General features: G+C 72.9%; 19 protein-coding genes. 12 read left to right on the forward strand and 7 right to left on the reverse strand.

The features are described 5' to 3' along the window. Nucleotides 1–162 precede the first annotated feature (162 nt). Nucleotides 163–456, forward strand: coding sequence for a MarR family winged helix-turn-helix transcriptional regulator (locus J2S66_RS23965; RefSeq protein WP_310309513.1), 294 nt, complete (start codon nucleotides 163–165; stop codon nucleotides 454–456). 83 nt (nucleotides 457–539) lie between these two features. Here the strand turns inward: J2S66_RS23965 and J2S66_RS23970 are convergent, their stop codons facing one another. After that, nucleotides 540–2309 (reverse strand): M14 family zinc carboxypeptidase, encoded by a 1770-nt coding sequence (locus tag J2S66_RS23970; protein ID WP_310309514.1) that lies wholly within the window; start codon nucleotides 2307–2309, stop codon nucleotides 540–542. A 151-nt stretch (nucleotides 2310–2460) separates the two neighbouring features. Here J2S66_RS23970 and J2S66_RS23975 point away from each other — a divergent pair, with 151 nt between their 5' ends. Further along, nucleotides 2461–2703, forward strand: a complete 243-nt coding sequence (locus J2S66_RS23975) for a DUF2630 family protein (protein ID WP_310309515.1) — start codon at nucleotides 2461–2463, stop codon at nucleotides 2701–2703. 42 nt (nucleotides 2704–2745) lie between these two features. Continuing rightward, nucleotides 2746–3603: a MerR family transcriptional regulator gene (locus tag J2S66_RS23980; protein WP_310309516.1), complete on the forward strand. Its 858-nt coding sequence runs from the start codon at nucleotides 2746–2748 to the stop codon at nucleotides 3601–3603. Between the two features lie 4 nt (nucleotides 3604–3607). On the opposite strand, the gene J2S66_RS23985 is transcribed toward J2S66_RS23980, so the two are convergent. Then, nucleotides 3608–3790 carry a DUF397 domain-containing protein gene (locus J2S66_RS23985; protein WP_310309517.1) on the reverse strand — a complete coding sequence of 61 codons (183 nt, stop codon included), beginning with the start codon at nucleotides 3788–3790 and terminating at the stop codon, nucleotides 3608–3610. Between the two features lie 21 nt (nucleotides 3791–3811). Next, a complete protein-coding gene (locus J2S66_RS23990) occupies nucleotides 3812–4669 on the reverse strand; it encodes a helix-turn-helix domain-containing protein (RefSeq protein ID WP_310309518.1) in 858 nt (285 codons plus the stop codon). Nucleotides 4670–4834: 165 nt separating this feature from the next. On the opposite strand from J2S66_RS23990, the gene J2S66_RS23995 reads away from it, so the two are divergent. Then, nucleotides 4835–5029 (forward strand): hypothetical protein, encoded by a 195-nt coding sequence (locus tag J2S66_RS23995; RefSeq protein ID WP_310309519.1) that lies wholly within the window; start codon nucleotides 4835–4837, stop codon nucleotides 5027–5029. Here J2S66_RS23995 and recD2 read toward each other — a convergent pair. Next, the gene (recD2, locus tag J2S66_RS24000) at nucleotides 5026–7191 is read right to left on the reverse strand and encodes an SF1B family DNA helicase RecD2 (RefSeq protein ID WP_310309520.1); all 2166 of its coding nucleotides are present in this window, start codon (nucleotides 7189–7191) and stop codon (nucleotides 5026–5028) included. The two genes, J2S66_RS23995 and recD2, sit on opposite strands and share 4 nt — an antisense overlap. Nucleotides 7192–7299: 108 nt before the next feature. On the opposite strand from recD2, the gene J2S66_RS24005 reads away from it, so the two are divergent. The 3 genes from J2S66_RS24005 to J2S66_RS24015 all read left to right on the forward strand — a co-directional run bounded on the left by J2S66_RS24005 (nucleotide 7300) and on the right by J2S66_RS24015 (nucleotide 10455). Then, nucleotides 7300–7968: a response regulator gene (locus tag J2S66_RS24005; RefSeq protein ID WP_310309521.1), complete on the forward strand. Its 669-nt coding sequence runs from the start codon at nucleotides 7300–7302 to the stop codon at nucleotides 7966–7968. After that, nucleotides 7965–9011, forward strand: a complete 1047-nt coding sequence (locus J2S66_RS24010) for a HAMP domain-containing sensor histidine kinase (RefSeq protein WP_310309523.1) — start codon at nucleotides 7965–7967, stop codon at nucleotides 9009–9011. The genes J2S66_RS24005 and J2S66_RS24010 overlap by 4 nt, the downstream gene beginning before the upstream one ends. Before the next feature lie 112 nt (nucleotides 9012–9123). Beyond that, nucleotides 9124–10455 (forward strand): DUF4153 domain-containing protein, encoded by a 1332-nt coding sequence (locus tag J2S66_RS24015; RefSeq protein WP_310309524.1) that lies wholly within the window; start codon nucleotides 9124–9126, stop codon nucleotides 10453–10455. On the opposite strand, the gene J2S66_RS24020 is transcribed toward J2S66_RS24015, so the two are convergent. Further along, on the reverse strand, nucleotides 10436–11272 hold the full coding sequence (locus tag J2S66_RS24020) for an alpha/beta fold hydrolase (RefSeq protein WP_310309526.1): 837 nt from the start codon (nucleotides 11270–11272) through the stop codon (nucleotides 10436–10438). The two genes, J2S66_RS24015 and J2S66_RS24020, sit on opposite strands and share 20 nt — an antisense overlap. Before the next feature lie 195 nt (nucleotides 11273–11467). Between J2S66_RS24020 and J2S66_RS24025 the strand changes: the two genes are divergently transcribed. Then, entirely contained in the window at nucleotides 11468–12610 is a 1143-nt protein-coding gene (locus J2S66_RS24025) for a mechanosensitive ion channel family protein (protein WP_310309527.1), read from the forward strand. Nucleotides 12611–12654: 44 nt separating this feature from the next. Next, complete coding sequence (locus tag J2S66_RS24030; RefSeq protein ID WP_306748374.1) at nucleotides 12655–13044, forward strand: hypothetical protein; 390 nt, start codon at nucleotides 12655–12657, stop codon at nucleotides 13042–13044. Between the two features lie 58 nt (nucleotides 13045–13102). On the opposite strand, the gene J2S66_RS24035 is transcribed toward J2S66_RS24030, so the two are convergent. Continuing rightward, nucleotides 13103–16348 (reverse strand): S8 family serine peptidase, encoded by a 3246-nt coding sequence (locus J2S66_RS24035; RefSeq protein ID WP_310309528.1) that lies wholly within the window; start codon nucleotides 16346–16348, stop codon nucleotides 13103–13105. A 256-nt stretch (nucleotides 16349–16604) separates the two neighbouring features. Between J2S66_RS24035 and J2S66_RS24040 the strand changes: the two genes are divergently transcribed. Both J2S66_RS24040 and J2S66_RS24045 read left to right on the forward strand, forming a co-directional pair. Then, nucleotides 16605–17432: a hypothetical protein gene (locus tag J2S66_RS24040; RefSeq protein WP_310309529.1), complete on the forward strand. Its 828-nt coding sequence runs from the start codon at nucleotides 16605–16607 to the stop codon at nucleotides 17430–17432. Nucleotides 17433–17745: 313 nt separating this feature from the next. Continuing rightward, complete coding sequence (locus J2S66_RS24045) at nucleotides 17746–19401, forward strand: FAD-binding dehydrogenase (RefSeq protein ID WP_310309530.1); 1656 nt, start codon at nucleotides 17746–17748, stop codon at nucleotides 19399–19401. A 265-nt stretch (nucleotides 19402–19666) separates the two neighbouring features. Here the strand turns inward: J2S66_RS24045 and J2S66_RS24050 are convergent, their stop codons facing one another. Further along, nucleotides 19667–22399 carry an AfsR/SARP family transcriptional regulator gene (locus J2S66_RS24050; protein WP_310309531.1) on the reverse strand — a complete coding sequence of 911 codons (2733 nt, stop codon included), beginning with the start codon at nucleotides 22397–22399 and terminating at the stop codon, nucleotides 19667–19669. Nucleotides 22400–22629: 230 nt separating this feature from the next. On the opposite strand from J2S66_RS24050, the gene J2S66_RS24055 reads away from it, so the two are divergent. Then, nucleotides 22630–22992: a hypothetical protein gene (locus J2S66_RS24055; protein ID WP_310309532.1), complete on the forward strand. Its 363-nt coding sequence runs from the start codon at nucleotides 22630–22632 to the stop codon at nucleotides 22990–22992. Nucleotides 22993–23005: the final 13 nt, after the last annotated feature.

The following is a 23005-nucleotide window of genomic DNA, read 5'->3' on the forward strand; positions in this document are numbered from 1 at the left end:
CCGGGAGTTCTCGGACCTGCTCGTCGAGGTGTTCCGGCTCAACGGACTGCTGCTCGCCGCCGGCGACCGGCTGACCGCCCCCTCCGGGCTGACCAGCGCCCGCCGGCAGGTGCTCGGCGTCGTGGACCACGGCCCGTGCACGGTGGCGCAGGTGGCCCGGCCATGGGCCTCACCCGGCAGGCCGTGCGGGAGACCGCGAACGCCCTGGCGCGCGAGGGCGCGGTCGAGCTGCGGGACAACCCGGCCGACCGCCGCGCCAAGCTGCTCGTCCTCACCGACCGGGGCCGCCGCGCGCTGCGCGAGGTCGAGCGGCGGCAGGCGGAGTGGGCGAACGAGCTGGGCGGGCGGATCGCCCTCCCGGAGCTGCGGGCGGTCACCGGCCTCCTGCGCGACCTCGGCGACCTCGTCGGAGCCCCGGACCCCGCCGGGTCCCCGACCCCGGCGGCGGAACCGTGACCGTCACCCCGCCGCCGGCCGGACCGGGCGGGGGCCTGCGGGGCGATCCCCCGCAGGCCCTTCCGGGCATCCTCCGAATTCGCCTACAGGGTCAGGCTCCACGAGTTCAGGTACCCGGTATCGGCCGAGTACACGTCCTGCACGCGCAGCTTCCAGTCGCCGTTGCGCGCCTCGGCGGAGACGTTCGCCGTGTAGGTGGTGTCGATGTTGTCGCCGCTGTCGCTGTTGGACGACTTCAGCCGGTACGCCGTGCCGTCCGGCGCAACGAGGTCGAGCACCAGGTCACCCCGGTAGGTGTGCACGGCGTGCACCTCCACCTGCGAGGTCGACGAGGCGTTGCCCGTGCACCCGGCGATGGTGATGGTGCTGGTGACGGCCGGGCCGTTGTCCGGGATGGCCACGTCGGCGTCGTTGGTGGCCTTCGCGCAGTCGGTGGGCGGGTTGCCGCCGCCGCCGTACGGGCTGGTCGCCTTCTTCGCCGCGTACATCAGCATCGGCTTGACCTTCGGCCAGAACGTCGACGCCTGGCACGAGTAGGCCGGGAAGAAGCCCGAGCAGGTGCCCGACGACGGCCCGATCTCCCACACGAACGAGGCGACGCCCAGGTCGTCGTACACCCAGTCATCGGTCGCGCCCGCCGCGTTGTAGAGCACCTCACCGGGCTGCCCGTACTGCCAGCCCGAGCCAGCCAGGCCCACCAGGTCCCGCGCCATCGCGCGCAGCGGCGCGTCGTTGCCCGCCTTGTACTGGGTCGTCCAGCCCCACGGGAACAGCACCAGGTTCGAGTAGCTGTGCATGGAGACGACGACGCCGGTGGTGTCGGCCGGGGCGGCGTCGGTGACGCCCGTGCCGCGCCGGTCCCGGTAGAGGTTGCGCCACAGCGCCTGCAACGCCCGCGTCTCGACCTCGGAGTTGGCGCTCGGGCCCTTGTAGGTCTGGGCGCAGGGGCTGGACGAGGTGCCCTCGCCGCCCCAGTGCGAGTCGGTGTTGCGGTTGAGGTCGACGCCGATCTGCGAGGACGACGTGCCCGAGCAGCCCGACCCGTGCGTGTCGTTCGCGTTCTTGCGCTGGTAGCGCGGCGAGTTGCCGCCCTGCTGGACGATGTTCACGCCGTCCGGGTTGGCGATCGGCACGACCCACACCTCGGTGGTGTCGAGCAGCGCGGTGACCTCGGCGTCCGTGCCGTAGCCCTGGGTCAGGTGGTCGATCCACTTCCACGCCACGTCACCGGTGGTCAGCTCGCGGGCGTGCAGCTGGCCCATGACGAAGAACCGGGGCTTGGGCGCGGTGGGGCTCAGCGCGCAGTCGCCCGCGTTCTTCTTGGTGATGCACACGGCGCGCAGGTCGTAGCCGCCCGCGCCCTGGGTCTTCTTCCACGAGTCGCCGTAGTCGACCACCGTGGTCAGGGCCGGGTAGTTCTGGCCGACCAGGTCGAGGTGCGACCAGTGGGCGTTGATCGTGCGGTAGCCGCCGTAGTAGGTCTCGTTGACGTCGGCGGCGTCGAAGGCGGGCGACTGGGACTTCTTCGCCGGCGGCTGCCACTCGGGGGCGGGCAGCACCTCGTCGATCACGGCGCTGAAGCCCGCCGTCGCCAGGTCGGCACCGGTGGTGGCACCGCCTAACACGAACAGGTGATCGCCGTCCCGGTCCTCCAGCACGTCGAAGCCGCGCCCGAGCAGGTCCTGGGCGCTCTTCCCGAGCGGGGCGTGGACCTTGTACACGTAGGTGGGACCGGCCTGGGCCTGGGCGACCTCGGGGGCGGGGCCCGCGGTCGTGGGGCTCGCGGTGACCACCGCCAGCCCGACGACACCGGCCGCGGCCAGTGTCAGCAGTGAACGTCTGGTCGACTTCACGGTGCTTCCTCCAATGCAGGGTGATCGGAGGATGGGGCAAAACCGCGCCGATGGACACCCGCCGACCGGTCATTCCCACGGGGTCGCGCACGCGGCGTTTCGGTCGGCGGCCGGGAGGTACCCCGATCTTGGTCCGGACGGAGGAGGAGACGTGACTGACGAAGAACTCGTCGCGCGCATCACCGAGCTGGTGGACGAGGAGCACCGGTTGGAGGGCTCGCGCGTCGGCGAGGGCCTGACCGACGGTGACGTGCGCCGGCTGCGCGACCTCGAAGTCGCCCTGGACCAGACGTGGGACCTGCTCCGCCAGCGCCGCGCCCGCCGCGCCGCGGGCCTGGACCCGGACGGCGCGGAGCCCCGCTCCCCCGGCACCGTGGAGGGCTACCGGCAGTAGCCGCTTGACCCGGCCCCTGGGGCGGCCCGCACGGTCTTCCCCGTGGAGGATGCGCGGGTGGTGCCGGAACCGGGGACGCAGGGGGCGGGGACGCGGTTGTTGGGGACCGGGGAGTTCGCCCGGCGCTCACGGCTGTCGGTGAAGGCGCTGCGGCTCTACGAGCGGCAGGGCCTGCTCCGACCGGCGTCGGTCGACCCGGTCAACGGCTACCGGCGGTACCGCGAGGACCAGCTGCCGCCGGCACGCCTGGTGGCGCTGCTGCGGCGGCTGGACATGCCGCTGGCCGTGGTGGGCGCGATCGTGGCCGCGCCCGAGGACCGCCGGTCCGACCTGGTCGCCCGGTACTGGGACGGGGTCGAGCACCGGATGGCCGTGCAGCGCGCGCTGGCCGCGCACCTCCGCGTCGTGTTGGCCGGAGGCGAGGGGTTGTCGGACATGTACGAGATCAGGCAGCGGGACGTGGCGGCGCGGGTCGTGCTCACCGAGCAGCGGCACCTGCGGCAGCCGGACCTGGTGGAGTGGATCGGCGCGGCGATGGGCCGGGCGGAGCGGGCGGCGGCCCCGTTCGGCGGTGCGGCCGGCGCGCCGTACGTCGTGTACCACGGCGAGGTCAACGAGGACAGCGACGGACCGGTCGAGCTGTGCTTCCCGATCGAGCCGGGCGGGGCGGAGGTGACGGCCGCGCACCGCGTCGAGGAAGCGCACCGCGAGGCGTACGCGCGGTTGCCGAAGGCGCACGTCGTGTTCCCGCAGATCCTGTCGGCGTTCGACGCGGTCGCCGCGTGGCTGGAGGAGAACGGCCACGCGGTCGCCGGAGCGCCGCGCGAGGTCTACTTCACCGACTTCGCGGCCGCCGGGCCGGACGACGAGGTGTGCGACGTGGCGTTCCCGATGCGCTAGCGCGTCAGCGGAGGCCGCGCAGGAACACCTCGAAGGACCGCGCGGGCACGGTCACCAGGCCGCCCGCGCGGTTCTTCGTGTCGCGGAGGGCGGCGAACCCCGGGACCACGGCCACCTCCACGCACGTGCCGTTGTCCTGCGTGTGGCTGGACGTCTTGAAAGCAGCGGCGGAGAAGTCCGGAGTCATGGGCGGAACCACCCTTCGCGGTCAGGCGTACTGATCGGCGACACCCTTGAGGAAGCGCTTCGATTGTTCCAGCCCGAGGGCGTCCGCCGTCAGGCGGCTCCACAGGTTGGAGTAGTCGGCGACCTCGGGATCACCGTCGAGATAGTCGGCGTCGTGCAGGTTCTCGACGTAGACCATCTCCAGCGGCGGCGCGCTGGTGGGTGCCGGGATGCGGAGCATGGTGAAGCCGAACGTGTTGCCCGCCCCCTCCGAGTCGAAGGGCAGGACCTGCACCTGCACACCGCGCTGCCGGGCGAGGGCGATCAGGTGCCTGATCTGCTCGTGCATGATCGCGTTGCCCCCGATCCTCCGACGCAGGCAGCTCTCGCTCAGCACGAACGCGGCTCGGACAGCCTCCCGTCGGAAGATCGCCTCTTGCCGCTCCTGGCGGGTGGCCACGATGTCGTCGGCGCAGGCGGGGTCGACTCGCGAGCTTCGGGCGAGCATAGCGCGCGTGTACGCCTCGGTCTGGAGGAGGCCGGGCACCAGTTCGGCCCCGTAGTGGCGGATCGAGTCGGAGTCCTGCTCGAAGTCGTAGTAGGCGCGCTGCTGGAGCGGCACGATCGCCCGGTGGTTGGCCCACCGGCCGCGCTGGCTCCTGGTGCGGGCCAGTTCCACGATCTCCAGCTTCTGGTCCTCCGCGTGCACGTCGTAGCGGTCGAGGAGCATCTTGGCATCGCCGGGTGTGAGCCCTTCCCGCCCCTTCTCCATCTTGGTGACGCGGGTCGCGTCCCGCCCCAGCAGCTTGGCGACCTCCCTCGGCTCGACGCCCGCGCGCTCCCGGGCTTCTCGCATGTAGATCGACAGGAACTTGAGCCGCACGGTCGGCGTCATCGGCATCCGGGTCACCCGATCTGGTCAATTGCTCTACAGCATTTGCACTACAAGGACTACTGAGACCAGGCTATCGACGGATCGCGGCACTTCCGCCGTTCCGGTCCTCCCGTAACCCGAAAGGGGACAAGAATGTCCGCTCCCGCAACGGATTTGGCCAGTGGTCCCACCATGGAGTGGCAGGTGCCCTGCGCCGACGAGGTGAACGAATCAGCCGAGTGCCTGATCGCGGTCGCCCGCGACACGGTGGAGGTGTGGGCACCGGGCGGCGGGGCGATCAAGCTGACCGGCGCGGAGGTGGACCGGTTCGGGGCGGCGCTCCTCGCGGCCGGCGCGGTCGCCGCCCGGAGCGCCCGGAGCGCCTAGAGCCGGTGGCCCAGGCGGTGGGCGAGGGCGGTGTGCCGGCGGCCCGCGCCCACCGTCCGGACCGCTTGACCGATCGCCTTCCGGGAACCCACCAGGACGACGAGCTTCTTCGCCCGGGTCACCGCCGTGTAGAGCAGGTTGCGCTGGAGCATCATCCACGCGCTCGTGGTGATTGGGATGACGACGCACGGGTACTCACTGCCCTGTGAGCGGTGAATCGTCATGGCGTAAGCGTGGGTCAGCTCGTCCAGCTCCCCGAACTCGTAGTCCACGTCCTCTTCCTCGTCGGTCCGAACGGTCAACTTCTGCTCCACGGCGTCTATCGCCGTGACGATCCCCAGCGTCCCGTTGAACACGTTCTTCTCGTAGTTGTTGCGCATCTGGGTGACCTTGTCGCCCACCCGGAACACCCGGCCGCCGAACCGGCGCTCGGGCAGGTCCGGTGTGGACGGTGTCAACGCCTCCTGGAGCAACGCGTTCAGCCCGCCCGCGCCCGCCGGACCCCGGTGCATCGGCGCGAGCACCTGCACGTCGGTGCGCGGCTTCAGGCCGAACTTGCGCGGGATGCGGTTCGCGACGACGTCCACGGTGAGCGCCGCCGCCTCCTCGGCCTCCTCCACGGGGAACAGGAAGAAGTCCGGCATGCCTTGCACGATCGGGTAGTCGCCGGAGTTGATGCGGTGGGCGTTGGTCACCACGCCGGACTGCTGCGCCTGGCGGAAGATGTGCGTGAGGCGCACGTTCGGGATGGGGCCGCCCTCGGCGAGCACGTCGCGCAGCACCTCGCCCGCGCCGACGGACGGCAACTGGTCGACGTCGCCCACGAGCAGCAGGTGCGCGCCCGGCGCGACGGCCTTGACCAGCTTGTTCGCCAGCAGCAGGTCGAGCATGGACGCCTCGTCCACCACGACGAGGTCGGCGTCCAGTGGCCGGTCGCGGTCGTAGGCGGCGTCACCGCCGGGCTTCAGCTCCAGCAGCCGGTGCACGGTGCGCGCCTCGTGCCCGGTCAGCTCGGTGAGCCGCTTGGCCGCGCGCCCGGTCGGCGCGGCGAGCACCACCCTCGCCCCCTTGGCGACGGCCAGCTTGACGATCGAGCGGACGGTGAAGCTCTTGCCGCACCCCGGGCCGCCGGTCAGCACGGCGACCTTGCGGGTCAGGGCGAGCTGCACGGCGTCGCGCTGCCTGTCCTCCAGTGACGCGCCCAGCCACGCAAACGCTTTCGCCCAGTCCACGCGCTGGAACGCGGGCATCCGCTCGGCCTCCGTGCCCAGCAGCCGCAGCAGCTGGTTGGCCAGCGAGATCTCGGCGCGGTGGAACGCCAGCAGGTAGATCGCGGGCTCGCCGTCCGGCATGACCTCGCGGACCACACCCTCCTCGCCGACCAGCTCCGCCAGGCACTCGATGACGAGGCCGGCGTCGACCTGGAGGATCTTGATGGCCGCGCCGATCAGCTCGTTCTCGGGCAGGTAGCAGTTGCCGTCGTTGGTGGCCTCGCCGAGCGTGAACTGGAGGCCCGCCTTGATCCGCTGCGGGCTGTCGTGCGGGATGCCGACGGCCTTGGCGATCACGTCGGCGGTGCGGAAGCCGATGCCCCACACGTCGGTGGCCAGCCGGTACGGCTCCTCGCGCACGACGTCGATCGCCTTGTCCGAGTACTGCTTGTAGATGCGCACGGCGAGGGACGTGGACACGCCGACGCCCTGGAGGAAGACCATCACCTCCTTGATCGCCTTCTGCTCCTCCCACGCGGCGGCGATCATCTTCGTCCGCTTGGGCCCGAGCTTGGGCACCTCGACCAGCCGCTCCGGCGCGTGCTCGATGACGTCCAGCGCGTCGACCCCGAAGTGGGTGACGATCCGGTCCGCCAGCACCGGCCCGATGCCCTTGATCAGACCGGACCCGAGGTAGCGGCGGATGCCCTGGATGGTCGCGGGCAGCACGGTCGTGTAGTCGTCCACGTGGAACTGCTTGCCGTACTGCGGGTGCGACCCCCACCGGCCGCGCATCCGGATCGACTCGCCGGGCTGCGCGCCCAGCAGCGCCCCCACCACGGTCACCAGGTCCCCACCGCGCCCCGGGTCGACCCTCGCGACGGTGTACCCGGTCTCCTCGTTGGCGAAGGTGATCCTCTCCAACACCGCTTCCAGCACAGCCTCGCCCACGCGGTCACCCTAGGCGGGCCCACCGACGGACCGGCGCGCGGTGGTCCTCCACACGACGTTCACAACCTCCACCGCCCGCCTCCACGGCCCCGACCTAGAGTCGGTCGCATGACACGCCGGGTGCTGGTGGTCGAGGACGACCTGACGATCGCCGGGGCCGTGGCCGCGCGGCTGCGCGCCGAGGGGTTCGAGGTGCTCCTGGCCCACGACGGGCCGACCGCCGTCGACCGGGCCGGTGACGCCGACCTGGTCGTGCTGGACGTCATGCTCCCCGGCTTCGACGGGCTGGAGGTGTGCCGGCGCATCCAGGCGCGGCGGCCCGTGCCGGTGCTCATGCTGACCGCGCGCGGCGACGAGACGGACCTGCTCGTGGGGCTCGCGGTCGGCGCGGACGACTACCTGACCAAGCCGTTCTCGATCCGCGAACTGGCCGCCCGGGTGCACGCGCTGCTGCGGCGCGTGGAGCGGGCGGCGTCGGCGGCGGCGACCCGCATCGCCCTCGCCGACCTGGAGATCGACCTGGCCGAGCGGCGGGTGCTGCGCGGCGGCGAGGAGGCGCACCTGACGCCGACCGAGTTCCAGCTGCTGGTGCACCTCGCCGAACGGCCGCGCGCCGTGCAGTCGCGGGAACGCCTGCTCAGCGAGGTGTGGGGCTGGCACGACGGCACCGGCACGCGGACGGTCGACAGCCACGTGAAGGCGTTGCGGCGCAAGCTCGGGACGGACCTGATCCGCACCGTGCACGGCGTCGGGTACGCGCTGGAGGTGCCGCGGTGAGCCTGCGGTCGGCGGTCGAGGCGGTCGCGGAGCTGCTGCCGCGCCCGCTGGACCCGGTGCGGTCGATCAAGCTGAAGATCGGCATCCTGCTGGTGTCGGCGTTCGCCGCCGGGTTCGCGTTCTTCTGGTACCGCATCGGCTGGCTGCCGACGAACACGACGATCGGCACGATGGTGATCGTCGTCGTCACGTCGCAGGTGCTCGCGCACGGCATGACCAGGCCGCTGCGGGCGATGACGGCGGCGGTGCGGGCCATGCGGGCCGGCGACTACAGCCAGCGGGTGCGGGCGACGGCGCGCGACGAGGTCGGCGAACTGGCCGTCGCGTTCAACCGGATGGCGGCCGACCTGGGCGCGGCCGACCGGCAGCGGCGCGAGCTGATCGCGAACGTGTCGCACGAGCTGCGCACCCCGATCACGGCGTTGCAGAACGTGCTGGAGAACGTCGTGGACGGGGTCGTGGAGCCGGATTCGGCGACCATGCGCACGGCCCTGGCGCAGACCGAGCGGCTCGGCAGGCTCGTCGCCGAACTGCTCGACCTGTCGCGCATCGACGCCGGCGCGCACCGGCTCGACAAGGCCGAGTTCGCGCTGGAGCCCCTGCTCTCGGACGTGGTGGCGGAGGCCTCCGTCGCCGCCCGCGGCGTGCGGTTCACGGTGGACGTCACGCCGCCGGGCGCCACGGTGCACGCCGACGAGGCCCGCCTGGCGCAGGTGGTCGCCAACCTGCTCGACAACGCCGCCCGCCACGGCCCGGCGGGCGGCGAGGTGCGGGTGACCGCGTCGGTCGGCGAGGACCTCGTGCTGGAGGTCGCGGACGACGGGCCGGGCATCGCGCCCCGGGACCGGGACCGGGTCTTCGAGCGCTTCACCCGGGGTGAGCGGGCCGGCGGCGGGGGCACCGGGCTGGGGCTCAACATCGCCCGGTGGGTGGTCGACCTGCACGGCGGCACGATCGCCGTGGTCGACGGGCCGGGCTGCCGGATACGCGCCGTGCTGCCGGCGACCGCGCGCGCGGACCGGCGGCACGGCTCGCACGCCTGACCGGACCGCTTCCCGACCGCCCCACCCGGACCGCTTCCCGACCGCCCCACCCGGACCGCTTCCCGACCGCCCGACCCGGGCGGCGACCACGCACGCCACGGAGGACGACCCGATGACCCCCAACCGCGTTCTGCTGACCGCGGCGGTGGCCGGCGCGGCGGGCGCCGTGCTGCTGCCACTGGACCGGCCCGGCCTGGGGTGGGTGCTGACGGCGCTGGTCGTGTTCGGCCTGCTGCGCCGGGTCGCGCCCGGCTGGGCGGCGCTGTCGACGGCGCTGTTCGCGGTCGGCGCGTTCCTCGCCGCCGAGTGGCTGTTCGCGCTGTGCGCGGTGGCGGGGTGCGCGGCCGGTTCGCTCGCGGTCGCCGGGGGGCGGACCGCGCGCGGGCTGGTGCTGGGCTCGGTGGCGGTGCCGGTGGCCTCGTTCCGCGCCCTGCCGTGGCTGGCGCGCGGACTGCGGGGCGGCGGCGTGCCGGCGGCGGCGCGACCGGTGCTGGTGACCGTCGCGCTGCTGCTGGTGTTCGTGCCGCTGCTCGCGGGGGCGGACGAGTCGTTCGCGGACCTGCTCGGCACGCTGACGCCCGAGGCGGACGGGGTGTCGCTCGTGGTGTTCCCGCTGGTCGCCCTGGGCGTGCTCGGCGCGTGCCACCTGCTGGCCGTGCCGGTCGACCTGGACGGGACCGCGCGGCCGGCCCGCCGCGTCGCCCGCCGCGACTGGGCGCTGCCGGTCGGCGCGCTGGTGGCGTTGTTCGCGGCGTTCGCGGGCGTGCAGCTCACGACGCTGCTCGCCGGTGACGCGCACGTCGTCACCACCGACGGCCTCACCTACTCCGGGTACGCGCGCACCGGTTTCTGGCAGCTGCTGGCGGTCACCGTGCTCACCCTCGGCGTGATCGCCCCGGTCGCGCGGTTCGCCCGGCTCGACACCGACCGCGACCGGACGTGGCTGCGCGGCCTGCTCGGCGCGCTCGCGGTGCTCACCCTGGTGATCGTGGCGAGCGCGCTGACCCGCATGTGGCTCTACCAGCAGGCGTACGGGTTCACCGTGCCCCGCCTCCTGGTCCTCGCCTGCGAGCTGTGGCTGGGCGCGGTCTACCTGCTGGTCATCGCCGCGGGCGTGGAGCTGGACGGCGCGCGGCTCGCCCGGGCGGTGGTGGCCACCGGGTTCGGCGCGCTGCTCGTCCTCGCCGCCCTCGACCCCGACCGGTTCGTCGCCGAGCGCAACGTCGAGCGCTGGCAGCGGTACGGCACGATCGACCTGCCCTACCTGAGCACGCTGTCCGACGACGCCGTGCCCGCGATCCTGACCCTGCCCGACCACCTGCGGGACTGCGCGTTCGCGATGCGCGGCCCGTTCACCGCCGACGACTGGCGCACCTGGAACCTGGGCCGCGAGATCGCCCGCCGGCGGACGGCGGAGGCCGGGCTCACCGCGTGTGGGCCCTGACGTGCTCCGCGACGAGCCGGGCCAGCGCCCGGGGGTGCGTGACGGGCGCCCAGTGGCCCGCGTCCAGCTCCCGCCGCCGCACGTCCGTCGCCCACCGCTCCACGTCCTCCGAGACGGCCGGGGTCGCGTACCGGTCCCGCAGCGGCTGCACGAGCTGCACGGGCACGTCCGTGCGCCGCGCGCGGGGCGACCGCAGGCGCGGCACGAAGTTCGCCCGGTACAGCGCCATGCCGTTCACGCCGTCGCGCACGATCGTCGGCTGCACGTCGGCGGACACGCCCTCGACCCGCCGCAGCACGTCCCCCCAGCGCGGGCCCACGGCGTGCCGCCACACGAGCGGCGCGACCACGGGCACGTGGAACGCCGCGATGTACCAGGAGTGCAGCAGTTGGCGGAGGTGCCGGGGCCCGCGCTTCCGGCGCAGCAGGTGGCCGACGTGGTCCAGGCACGGCCCGGACACCGACGTGAAGGACGCGATGGGCGCGCCGGGCGTCGTCACCGCCTCCCACGCCTGGATCGAGCCCCAGTCGTGCCCCACGACGTGCGCGGGCGCGTCCGGGCTGACGGCGGCGACCACCGCGAGCAGGTCGCGGGCGAGGACCGGGAGCCGGTACGCGGCCAGCCCGCGCGGCGCGGACGACGCCCCCGCGCCCCGCACGTCGTAGGTGACCACGTGGAACTCCCCGGCCAGCTCGGCGGCCACGCCGTCCCACACGCGGTGCGTGTCCGGGAAGCCGTGCACCAGCACGACGGTCGGCGCGGACCGGTCGCCCCGCTCGTGGACGGCCAACCGCGCGCCCTCGGACTCCACGTGCACCGGTGCCTCCACTGTGTTGCTCGTGCGCAGCCCCTGCGAAGCTACGCGCCGCACCCCGCCGGCGGCGCGGCGGACGGTCGAACACGGGTCCGCGCACGGGTTCCCCGTGGCGAAACTCTCCCGAACGGGTGATCTTCCGGGATGGTGGGTACGGACCCTGGGACGTGCCCGTGTCCCCGAGGAGGTGCCCTTCCCTTGCTCGCAGCCGTTCTGACCTTCGCCGGCTCGCTGCTGGTCGCCCTGGTGGTGGTGACGCTCGTCCACCGGGTGATCCGCCGCATCGGCAGGCGGTCCGACCTGTTCGCGGGCCTCGCCCGGCACGCGCACAAACCCGCCGTCGCGGTGGCCGTCCTGGTCGCCGTGCAGTTCTCGCTGGGCGTGGTCGCACGCGGTGACTGGCGGCCGGGGCTGCTGCACGCGACGGGGATAGCGCTCATCCTCGCCGGCGCCTGGCTGCTCGCCTCGCTGCTCGTGGTGATCGAGGACGCGACGCTCGCCCGCATCCGCGTGGACGTGTCCGACAACCGGCACGCCCGACGCGTGCACACGCAGGTCACGCTGGTCAGACGGGTCACCGTGGTCGTGGTGGGCGTGCTGGCCGCCGCCGCGGTGCTCATGACCTTCCCGAGCGCGCGCGCCGCCGGCACCTCGATCCTGGCCTCGGCCGGTGTCATCGGCGCCATCGCCGCGCTGGCCGCGCAGTCGCTGCTGGGCAACGTGTTCGCCGGCGTGCAGATCGCGTTCAGCGACGCCGTGCGGCTCGACGACGTGGTGGTCGTGGAGAAGCAGTGGGGCCGCATCGAGGACATCACGCTGACCTACGTCGTCATCCACCTGTGGGACGACCGGCGGCTCATCCTGCCCACGTCGTACTTCATGAAGACGCCGTTCGAGAACTGGACGCGCACCCAGTCCGCCCTGCTCGGCACGGTCGAGCTGGACCTCGACTGGACGGTGCCGGTCGAGGACCTGCGGCAGGAGCTGCGGCACGCCATGGAGGGCACGGACCTGTGGGACGGCCGCGTGTGCGTGCTCCAGGTGACCGACGCGGTCGGCTCGTTCGTGCGGGTGCGCGCGCTGGTGAGCGCCTCGGACGCCGGTCGCCTCTGGGACCTCAGGTGCGTGGCGCGCGAGCACCTGGTGGCGTGGGTGCGGTCGAAGCACCCGTCGGCGCTGCCGCAGGTGCGGGTCCGCGACCTGCCCCGCGCCGTCAACGGGCGCGTGGTGGAGCAGCCGTCGAACGGGTCGGCCGACAACCGCGTGTTCGGCGACAGCGCGGACGGGCAGGAGCGCGTGCAGGCGTTCAGCGGGCCGGAGCAACCGGTGCAACCGCGATGACCGACCATTCCGTCCTGGGAACAGGACCCGGCGTGGAGGCGTGGATGAGAAGAGCGTTGGCGGTGGCGGGACTCGGGCTGGTGCTGGCCGGGTGCGGCGCGCACCCCGTCGAGCAGGGGACCACGTTGCCCCTCACGAGCTCCGCGGGCGCGGCGGCGCCCGCCCTCAGCCCGAACGGGGAGGACTCGGTGGCCGAGGCGAAGCGCGACGGCGTGCCCACGGTGACGTTGACCATCGCCGCCGAGCAGGGGCGGACCGAGGAGGTCGTGGCCTCGTTGCAGCGGCTCGGCGCGGTGGTGGAGGCGTCGGACGCGGCGATCGGCTACGTGCGGGCCGCCGTGCCGGTGGACCTGGCCGTGGACGTGCCCGCGCTGGCGGGCGTGGGGAAGGTCGACGTCGACCGGCCTCTGTCCAACCGCGACCCCGAGCCGTAGAACAGGCCCGGGGCCACCCCGCGAACGAGGTGGCCCCGGAACGGGGGGTGGAACGGGATCAGGCGACGTTCTGCACGACCACCGCGCCGCGGCCGACGACCGCGCCCTCCGAGGTCTGCACGGTCAGCTCACCGCGCAGCACGCGACCGGCACCGGGCAGGCCGAGGGGGGTGACCACACCGGGCACCGTCCACGACGAACCGGCCACGCGGTCGGCGTCGACGTCGGTCACCACGACCGAGCCGAGGCCCGCGGCGGTGTAGACGTCGACGTAGTCGTACTCCGTGGTGCCCGCGGGCACCTCGTAGCCGTCGACCTGGACGCGCCAGGCACCGGCCGCCGGGTTGTTGATCGTCACCGACTCCTCGGAGTCGCCGTCCGCCTGCTGACCGGCCAGCACGCAGGTGCCGGTGGTGCAGTTGTAGACGAACAGGTCGAGGTCCGCGGCCACGTCGGCGGTGCGGCCGATCGTGGCGCGCAGCTGCGACGAGCCCGGCGCCACCGTCAGGTCGAAGAGCTGCACCGCGCCGTCCGCGATGGTCGCGCGTTCGACCTTCGCGCTGCCCAGCGTGCCGCCGACGAGCCGGCCGTTGAACGCGGCCAGCGAGTTCTCGACCGTGTAGGAGCGCTCGACCGGGGTGCCCAGGGTGGCCGACGGGATCGTGTCGGGGTTCGGGCTGACGGTCGTGCCCAGCACCGACGCGGTCACCGAGAACGGCGCGGTGTCGGCGTCGGAGGTGCGCCGCGCCTCGACCACGATCTCCCACACGCCCGGCAGCGGGTTGCTCACGGTGCGGCTGGTGGGCGAGCCACCGGCGCAGCCCGCGCCCGCGTCGGGGTTGTAGCAGTTGATGGACGAGGTGCTGTCGAACGGCACGCCGTACGGGTCGTAGCGCAGGAACCGCACCTGGCCCTTGCCCGCCTCGGCGCCGCCGGCCGCCATGTCGACCTTCAGCGCGCTGGTGCCGGCCGGCACCTTCACGAAGAAGGACTTCGACTGGTTGCGGGCGATGGTGCCGGACTTGGCGACCGCGTACTTGCCCGCGGCGGTGAACTCGTCGGCCGCGAACACGGTGTTCAGGGTGAACACGTCGATGCCGCGGGTGGACGGGTTGTCGAGCTTCAGCACGGCCGAGTGCGCGCCGGCCGTCTTCGGCTTCACCTTCACGTCGAACGACACCGGCGTGTTCAACGGCAGGCTGACCAGGGACTTCGACGAGAACGTGCCGTCGTTGCCCTGCCACTTCACCAGGAACTGCTGGTTGCGGTCCGGCCCCGTGGTGCGGGTCAGGGTGTAGGTGCGGGTGTACTCCTTGCCGATCACCACGCCCTCGCGGTCGTGGATGCCGACGCCCGTGTTCGGGGTCGCCAGCAGCGGGGAGAGCACCGTGTTCACGGCGACCGACGTGGTGACGGCCTGGGTGTTCGGGTGCGCGTTGAGCTGGGTCCACGCCTTCTTCGTGTCGAAGAGGCCGGCGCCCTGCTCGTACGCCTGGAGGGTGGAGACCCACTTGGCGCCGGACTTGATGGCGTTGCGCAGCTCGGCGACCGGGGGCCGCTGACCGTCGTGCTCGGCCTTGTAGGCGGAGATCAGCAGCGCGGCGGCGCCGGTGGCCTGCGGCGAGGCCATCGAGGTGCCGTTCAGCATGGCGTAGCCCGCGGGCAGCTCGAACGTGCCGGCCACCGGGCCGGGGTTCTGCCACTGCGGGGTGGTGGAGATCGCCGAACCGGGCGCGACGATGGTCGGCTTGAAGCCGCCGTCCTCGCGCGGGCCGCGGGAGGAGAAGCCGTGCAGGCCCTCCTTCTGCTTGGTCACCGAACCGTAGTTCGACAGCCAGGTGTCGGCGGTGATGTACGAGCCGACGCTCACCGCGTCCGTGGTCACCGACGGGTCGCCGACGGTGTTCGCGCCCGCGCCGCTGTTGCCGGCGGAGATGAACACCTGCACGTTGTACTCGGCGATCGTGCGGTTGTAGAGCTCGGACCGCGCGTTGTTGCCGTCGTTGAGGGCGGGCAGGCCGCCGATCGAGATGTTGACGACGTCGGCGCCGTTGCGCGCCGCGTACAGCAGGCCGTCGATCAGACCGCTGTTGGTGCACGACGGGGTGGTGAGGCAGACCTTGACGGCCATCAGCTTCGCGCCCGGGGCCGCGCCGGTCATCTTGCCGCCGAACATCTTGTTGGCGGCGGTGATGCCCGCGACGTGCGTGCCGTGCTGGGCGGAGATGCCGATGTTGACGTACGCGGTGCCCGCGTTGTCGTAGATCGACCGGTCCGTCTGGACCACGAACGCGATGGTGTCGAGCACCGGGGTCGACGGGTTGTCGACGCCGAAGTGGCCGACGTCCTTCTTGTACTTGTAGTCCAGCATCGCGGTCTGGTCGGTGAAGTCGCCGTCACCGTCCACGTCCACGCGGACTTCCTTGGTGGTGACGTCCTGGAGCACGCCGAACGTGTCCACGCGGTCGCCGTCGCGGTTGATGTCGCCGCCGGTCTCGCTGTTGGCCAGGCCCAGGTCGCCCGCGGACTCGCGGAACAGGCCGAAGCTGTACGGGCCGCCGGTGGCCGGGGCCTGGTAGGTCGCGCCGCCGCTGGTGAACGTGCCGGTGTAGCGGCCGGCCATCTGCACCCACGTGCCGTCGCCGGAGTTCGTGGCGTTCGCGTTGTACCAGTCGACGATCTTGCGCTCACCGGTCGTCGTGGTGGCCAGCGCCGGGTGGTCGAGGTCGATGCCGGAGTCCATGATCGCGATCGTGGTCCCGCGACCGTCCCACTTGGGGTGCTGGTCGGTGAACTGCGCCGCCTTGGTGTCCTGGGTCGGCATGTACGGGTTCTTCTTGGGCGTCTTCGCGCCCGGCGCCGGCTGCGGCAGCGGGGTGATCGCGCCCTCCGGCTTGGGGTCGTCGAGCTCGACGAGCCCGTCGACGTCCACCGCGTTCACGGAGGCCAGCTTGGCCGCCTTCTCGGCGTTGCCGCGCGGCACCGACACCTTGAGGTAGTCGACGTCGGCCTCGGTCTTCTCGACGACGCCGCCGAGCGCCCGGAGGTCGTCGGCGGCGGAGTCCAGCTTGCCCTCTTCGGCGGCGACGAGGAGCGTCACGTTGTCCTGGCCGGCCTTCTCGGCCTCGGCCAGGAGCTCCAGGTCCTGCTTGTCGAGTTGCTTGTCGGCGGGCGCGGGCGCGTTGGTGGGCGCTTCCTGCGCGAGTGCCGGAGCGGCGGCGAAGCCGAACCCAGTGGTGCCCAGCACGGCGGCCAGCAGGGCCGCACTGGTGCGGTGTCTCCACCGTCTTCCTGAGTTGTTCACGGCGCAAACCCTTCGTGGGGAAAGATAAGCGCAAGCACATCCCCCCGGGTCACGCCGGACAATAGGACGAACAGCCGCATACGGAAGTCCTAATTGGACTGTTCAGGCTATTGCGCGAACGCGCGGGAAGTGCCGCACGACTCGGGAACGCGGGCGACCCCTCCAGTCAAGAGCCGACCGGCCGGAATGTCAAACACTGTCAACGGTGAAGCCATTCCTGACACGGGAAATCGGTAACGAATCGCACATCGGCGCGATGGCGAGCACACTGGTCGGCATCGTGGACGCGGAACCGATCGACCAGGTCGCCGATGAGCTGTACGCCCTGCCGCCGGCGGAGTTCGTCGCGGCCAGGGACGCCCACGCCCGGCTCGCCGCAGACCGCGGCGACAAGGCCCTGGCGAAGCGGATCTCGGCGCTGCGCAAGCCGACCGCGTCCGCGTGGGCGCTGAACCTGCTGGCCCGCGAGGCACCCGCCGACCTGGCCGCCGCGGTGGCGCTCGGCGACGAGCTGCGGACCGCCCAGGAGGAGCTGCGCGGCGGCGAGCTGCGGGCGCTGGGCGCGCGGCGGCGGGCCGTGCTGGGCGCGCTGGTGCGGCGGGTGGAGGAGCTGGCGGACGCGGCGGGCCGGCCGCTCGGCCCGGACGCCGTGCAGCAGGTGCGCGCCACGCTGGCGTCGGCGCTGGCCGACGCCGTGCTGGCGGCCCGCATCCGGGCCGGCCGCCTGGTGAGACCCGCCGAGCAGTCCGGGTTCGGACCGCTGGCCGAGGGCGCCGTGCCGACGCGCGACGACCTGGCCCCGCGCCGCGAGCAGCGCCGGGAGCGGGAGCTGGTCCAGGCCCGCGACGACATCACCGCCGCCCGGGAGGACATCCGCAGGGCGGACGCCACCGTCGCCGAGGCCGAACGGGTCCTGGGCGAGCGCGAGGAGCGCTCGGCCGCGTTGCGCGCGGAGCTGCGACAGGCGCAGAAGGCCGAGCAGGAGGCGGCGACCGCCGCCGAACGCGCCCGCCGCCGGGCGGACACCGCCCGGGAGAAGCTGGCGAGGGCGGAGACCAGGATCGCCCGGCTCCGCGACGGGTGACGCGCGGCGGCGACCGCGTCGGGTGACGCGCGACACCCCGGTGCCATCCGGGGAACACCCGTTCGACACCGTCCGTTCTCCTACTGGTCGGCACGTGGACGCCGCACCGGACGTCAGGACCGCAGGGGCCACTCCCCCCGGGCCTCGACGCGGTACCTCTCCCCGAGACGTCGCAGGTGCGCCCGCGCATGCCCGACCGCCGTCGGCCGGACGGTTCCCCCACCGCACGGCCGGCGGCCCTCCGACCCCGCGTGTCGAAAATGAAACTAATTCAAGTATCGGTGGTCCGCAGGCTTCGATCTAGACTCGCCCGATGCCACATGACGCGGATGTCATCGTCGTCGGCGCGGGCCTCGCGGGGCTCGTCGCCACCGCCGAACTGGTCGACGCCGGCCGCAAGGTCATCCTGCTCGACCAGGAGCCCGAGGCGTCGCTGGGCGGCCAGGCGTTCTGGTCGTTCGGCGGGCTGTTCCTGGTCGGCTCGCCCGAGCAGCGCCGGCTCAGGGTGCGCGACTCCGCCGACCTGGCGCTCCAGGACTGGATGGGCTCGGCCGCGTTCGACCGGCCCGAGGACCACTGGCCGCGCAAGTGGGCCGAGGCGTACGTGCACTTCGCGGCGGGCGAGAAGCGGTCGTGGCTGCACGCCATGGGCGTGCGCTGGTTCCCGCTCGTGCAGTGGGCCGAGCGCGGCGGGTACCTGGCGGGCGGGCACGGCAACTCCGTGCCGCGCTTCCACGTGACGTGGGGCACCGGTCCGGGCATCGTCGCACCGTTCGAGCGGCGGGTGCGCGAGGGCGTGGCCCGCGGCCTGGTGGAACTGCGGTTCCGGCACCGCGTCACCGGCCTGTCGGTGACCGGCGGCGTGGTGGACGGCGTGACCGGCGAGGTGCTGGAACCCAGCGCGGTCGGCCGCGGCGAACCGTCGTCGCGCACCGTCGTGTCGGACTTCGCGCTGACCGCCCAGGCCGTCGTCGTCACGTCCGGCGGCATCGGGGCGAACCACGAGATGGTGCGCCGGAACTGGCCGTCCCACATGGGCACGCCGCCCGAGCACATGCTGTCCGGCGTGCCCGACCACGTGGACGGGGAGATGCTCCGGGTGGTCGACGCCGCCGGCGGGGAGATCGTCAACGAGGACCGCATGTGGCACTACCCGGAGGGCATCGCCAACTACGCGCCGGTGTGGAACCGGCACGGCATCCGCATCCTGCCCGGCCCGTCGTCGCTGTGGCTCGACGCCACCGGCTCGCGCCTGCCGGTCCCCCTCTTCCCGGGCTTCGACGCGCTCGGCGCGCTGGAGCACATCGTGAAGACGGGGCACGGCTACTCGTGGTTCGTGCTCAACAAGCGGATCATCGGCAAGGAGTTCGCGCTGTCCGGGTCGGAGCAGAACCCCGACCTGACCGGCAAGGACGTCCGGGCCGTGCTGAAGCGCGCGCTGCCCGGCGCCGTGGCCCCGGTCGAGGAGTTCGCGAAGCGCTCGGACGAGTTCGTCTTCGGCCGCACCGCCGCCGAACTGGCCGCCGGCATGAACGCCTTGACCGGCACCTCCCTCATCGACGCCGACGCCCTGCACCGCACGATCGTGGAACGCGACCGCCAGGTCATCTCGGGCCTCGGCAAGGACGCGCAGATCAACGCGATGCGCGAGGCCCGGAAGTTCCTGACCGACAAGCTCATCCGCGTGGTCGAGCCGCACCCCCTCCTCGACCCGAAGGCCGGCCCGCTGATCGCCGTGCGCCTGTCCGTGCTGACCCGCAAGACCCTGGGCGGCCTGCACACAGACCTGTCGGGCCGCGTCCTGCGTTCCGACGGCACCCCGCTCCCCGGCGTCTACGCCGCCGGCGAGGCGTCCGGCTTCGGCGGTGGGGGCGTCCACGGCTACCGGGCCCTGGAAGGCACCTTCCTCGGCGGCTGCCTCTTCTCCGGCCGCACCGCCGGCCGCGCGGCGGCCCAGGCCACCACCTGACCCACCCGCGAGTCGTAAGCCCACCCCCCGCGAGTCGTAACTTCGCGCCCCGCGAGTCGTAACTTCGCGCCCCGCGAGTCGTAACTTCGCGCCCCGCGAGTCGTAACTTCAGACCGGGCGAGTCGTAGGTTCACGAGCCTTGGGCTACATGCCGAGCCCGAATGCAGAACTCAGAGGTCCTGAACGTACGACTCGCCGGACCTCGGGTTACGACTCGCCGGACCTGAACTTACGACTCGCCCGGGCTGGGATTACGACTCGCGGGTCAGGGGTAGGTGAGGAGGTCCAGTTTGCGAGCCACGTCGTCGGCGTCCGCCAGGCGCAGGTCGCGGTACAGGCGGAGGGCGGCCAGCCAGTGGGGGCGGGCGGCGTCCTGGCCCTCCGACTGCTCCAGCACGTCGCCTATCGCGCGGTGGCAGAGGGCTTCCTGGTAGCGGTCGCCCAGGCGGGCCGCGAGGGCCAGGCCGGCCCGGTAGGACTCCAGGGCCTCGTCGGCGCGGCCCAGTTGCTGGGAGGCCGCACCCACGGTGTGCAGGGTCGCGGTGTGCGCCTTGGACGGGGCCGCGGGGAAGAGGCCCAGGGCCTCGGTCGCGTGCCTGAGGGCCTCTTCCGGCTGGTGCTTGCGCAGCAGCACGTTCGCCAGGTTGTTCTGCACGCTGGCCTGCGAGCGCTTGTCGCCCACCTCCCGCGCGACCTCCAAAGCGTCCAGGATCACGGCCTGCGCCCGGTCCAGCTGGTCGTCGGCCATGAGGCAGTACCCGAGGTTCGCCAGCGCCGCCAGCTCCAGGTCGCGGTCACCGCCCGCCAACGACGCGGCACGGGTGCACGCCTCGATCGCCTCGTCGATCCGCCCCAGGTCGGCCAACGTCGACCCCAACCGCAGCAGGAACGTCGCCTCGGCGTGCCCGTCGCCCAACGACCGCGCCGCGGCCAGCCCGATCCGGCACAGGGCCAGCCGGTCCAACCGGTTGCCGCGCCGGAAGTGGAACGCGTCCAGGCACAGCGCCAGCTGCCACGTCCGCTCCCGCTGGCCGGAGTTCAGCGCCATGTCCAGCGCCAACCCCAGGTTCGCCTCCTCCAGCGTGAACCAGTCCAGCGCGGCGGCGTGCGACGGCAGCTCCGGGAACGACGCGGGCCGGTGCTCGGGCGGCCCGAACGGTCGCACGTGGTCGGACAGGTGGGCCCGCGCCGAGTCGGCCACGTGCAGGTAGTAGTCGAGCAGCCGCGCGGTGGCGACCCGGTTGTCCACGTCGGACTCGGTGGCCGCGAGGTGGTGCGTGAACAGCCGCACGAGGTCGTGCCGCGAGTACCGGTCGGGCGTCGACTCGTGCAGCAGGTTCGCGTACGCGAGGGTGCGCAGGTGGGTGCGGGCGCTCACCACGTTGATGTCGAGCAGCGCCGCCGCCGCGTAGCTGTCCAGGTCGGTGCCGGGGTGCAGCCCCAACCGCCGGAACAGCCTGGCCGCGCCCTCGGGCAGCTCCCGGTAGCTCACCGCCAGCGCCGCGTGCACGCCGCGCCCCGCCTCGGGCAGCGACAGCGCGGACAGCCTGCCCTGCTCGTCGCGCAGCTCGTCGACCAGCGACTGGATCGTCCACCGGGGACGGGACGCCAGCCGCGCGCCCGCGATCCGCAGCGCCAGCGGCAGCCGATCGCACAGCTCGCACAGCTCGGCGACGGCCTCCGGTTCCTGCTCGATGCGCGGCCGCCCGAGCAGCGCGGCCAGCAGGTGCTCGGCGCTCTCCTCGGGCAGCGTCGGCACGTGCAGCGACGTCGCGCCCTCGGTGACCACGAGGTCGTCGAGCCGGTGCCGCGACGTGACCAGCACCAGGCACCGCGCCGAACCCGGCAGCAGCGGCCGGACCTGCTCCGCCGACCGGGCGTTGTCGAGCAGCACGAGCACCCGCCGCCCGGCGAGCAGCGACCGGTACTGGGCGGCCTGGTCCTCCAGGTCGACGGCGATCTGCGAGTCGGTCAGCCCGAGCGCGCGCAGGAAGCCGACCAGCGCGACCCGCGGGTCCAGCGGCTCGGTCTCGTCGAACCCGCGCAGGTTCACGAACAGCTGGCCGTCCGGGAAGTCGCCCGCCACCCGGTGCGCCCAGCGCAGCGCCAGCGCCGTCTTGCCGACCCCGGCGGGTCCGACGAGCAGGCCGATCGCCGAGTCCTGGCCCATCAGGCTCTCGCCCAGGTCGGACAGCTCCAGCTCGCGCCCCACGAACCCGCGGTGCTCGCGCGGCAGCTGGGCGGGCGCGCGCTCCACGACGGGCGGTTTCGGCGCGGTGTCGCCCGCGAGGACGGTCTGGTACGCCTCGCGCAGCTCCGGCCCCGGGTCGACGCCCAGCTCCTCGGCCAGCCGCTCGCGGGTCCGGTGGAACAGCTCCAGCGCCTCGGCCTGCCGCCCCGTCCAGTGCAGGGCCAGCACGAGCCTGGACACGAGGGCCTCGCGCAGCGGGTTGGCGTCCACCGCGTCGCGCAGCCCGGACACCACCTCGCCGGCCCGGTCGAGCCGGAACAGCCTGGTCGCGAGGTCCTGCACGGCCACCAGCCGCAGCTCCTCCAGCCGCGCGGACACCGCCTCGCGCAGCTGGTCGCCGGGCACGTCGGCGAGCACCGGGCCGCGCCACAGGTCCAGCGCCTCGCGCAGCGCGGCGACGGCGCGCTCGTCGTCGGCGTCGCGGGCGGAGGCCACCAGGTCCTCGAACCGGAAGGCGTCCACGTCCCCGCGGGTGCCGGTCAGCACGTAGCCGGGGGCGCGGGTGACGAGCGACACCCCGTCGGCGAGCACCTTGCGGAGTTGGGCGATATGTCCTTGAAGGGCGGCTTTGGCCTGGGGCGGGGGTGAGCCGTCCCACACCAGGTCGAGCAGCCGGTCGCCGGACACCACGCGGTTCAGCTCCAGCGCGAGGGCCGCCAGGACGGTCCTGCGCTTCGCGGCACCCAGCCGGACGGCTTCCCCACCTGCGGAAACCAGCTCAACGGGGCCGAGCAGGTTCACCCGCATGCTGAAGACCTTTCGGCGTTGTCACCGTGTGTCGATGAGTTTCGCACAGTCGTTTCCGGTGGCCCGACGCCCGCGTTGGGGCCGCGTTGGCCCGGCGTTGGGGCGAACCGTCAGGCTGGCTTCAGTCCAGCAGCCTGCCTTCGCGAGGGATACCGATGTACATCGCCGAACCCGGGGATGAAGAGGCCCCGCCCCAGGCCCTTCCCCGCACCGTAACCGAACCGCTGACCGTGGGCGGTCAGGTGGTGGCCCTCCAGGAGACGGTGAACTCCGGCCGGGTGTCGCTCGACCCCGCGACGGGCGAGGAGATGCGCAGGATGCTCCTGGAGCAGATGGACCAGGTCGACTCCTGGCTGGAGCGCGCGGGCCGGCTGGCCCGCCCCGCCCCGCTGGGCGCGAACCCCGTCGGCGACCGGATGGCGCACAAGTTCGAGACCCGCGCCGATGGCGACCCCCGGTCCTTCGTGGCCGTGATGATCGCTTACCGCGAGGTCCTCCAGCAGACCCACGACTCCGTCCAGAGCGCGATCCGCAACTTCACCGCGGTCGACGAGGAGCACGGCGGCGAGCTGACCAGGTTGAGCGGGAACTGACGGGAGCCGGCGA

The organism is Saccharothrix longispora (assembly GCF_031455225.1).
Taxonomy (GTDB): domain Bacteria; phylum Actinomycetota; class Actinomycetes; order Mycobacteriales; family Pseudonocardiaceae; genus Actinosynnema; species Actinosynnema longispora.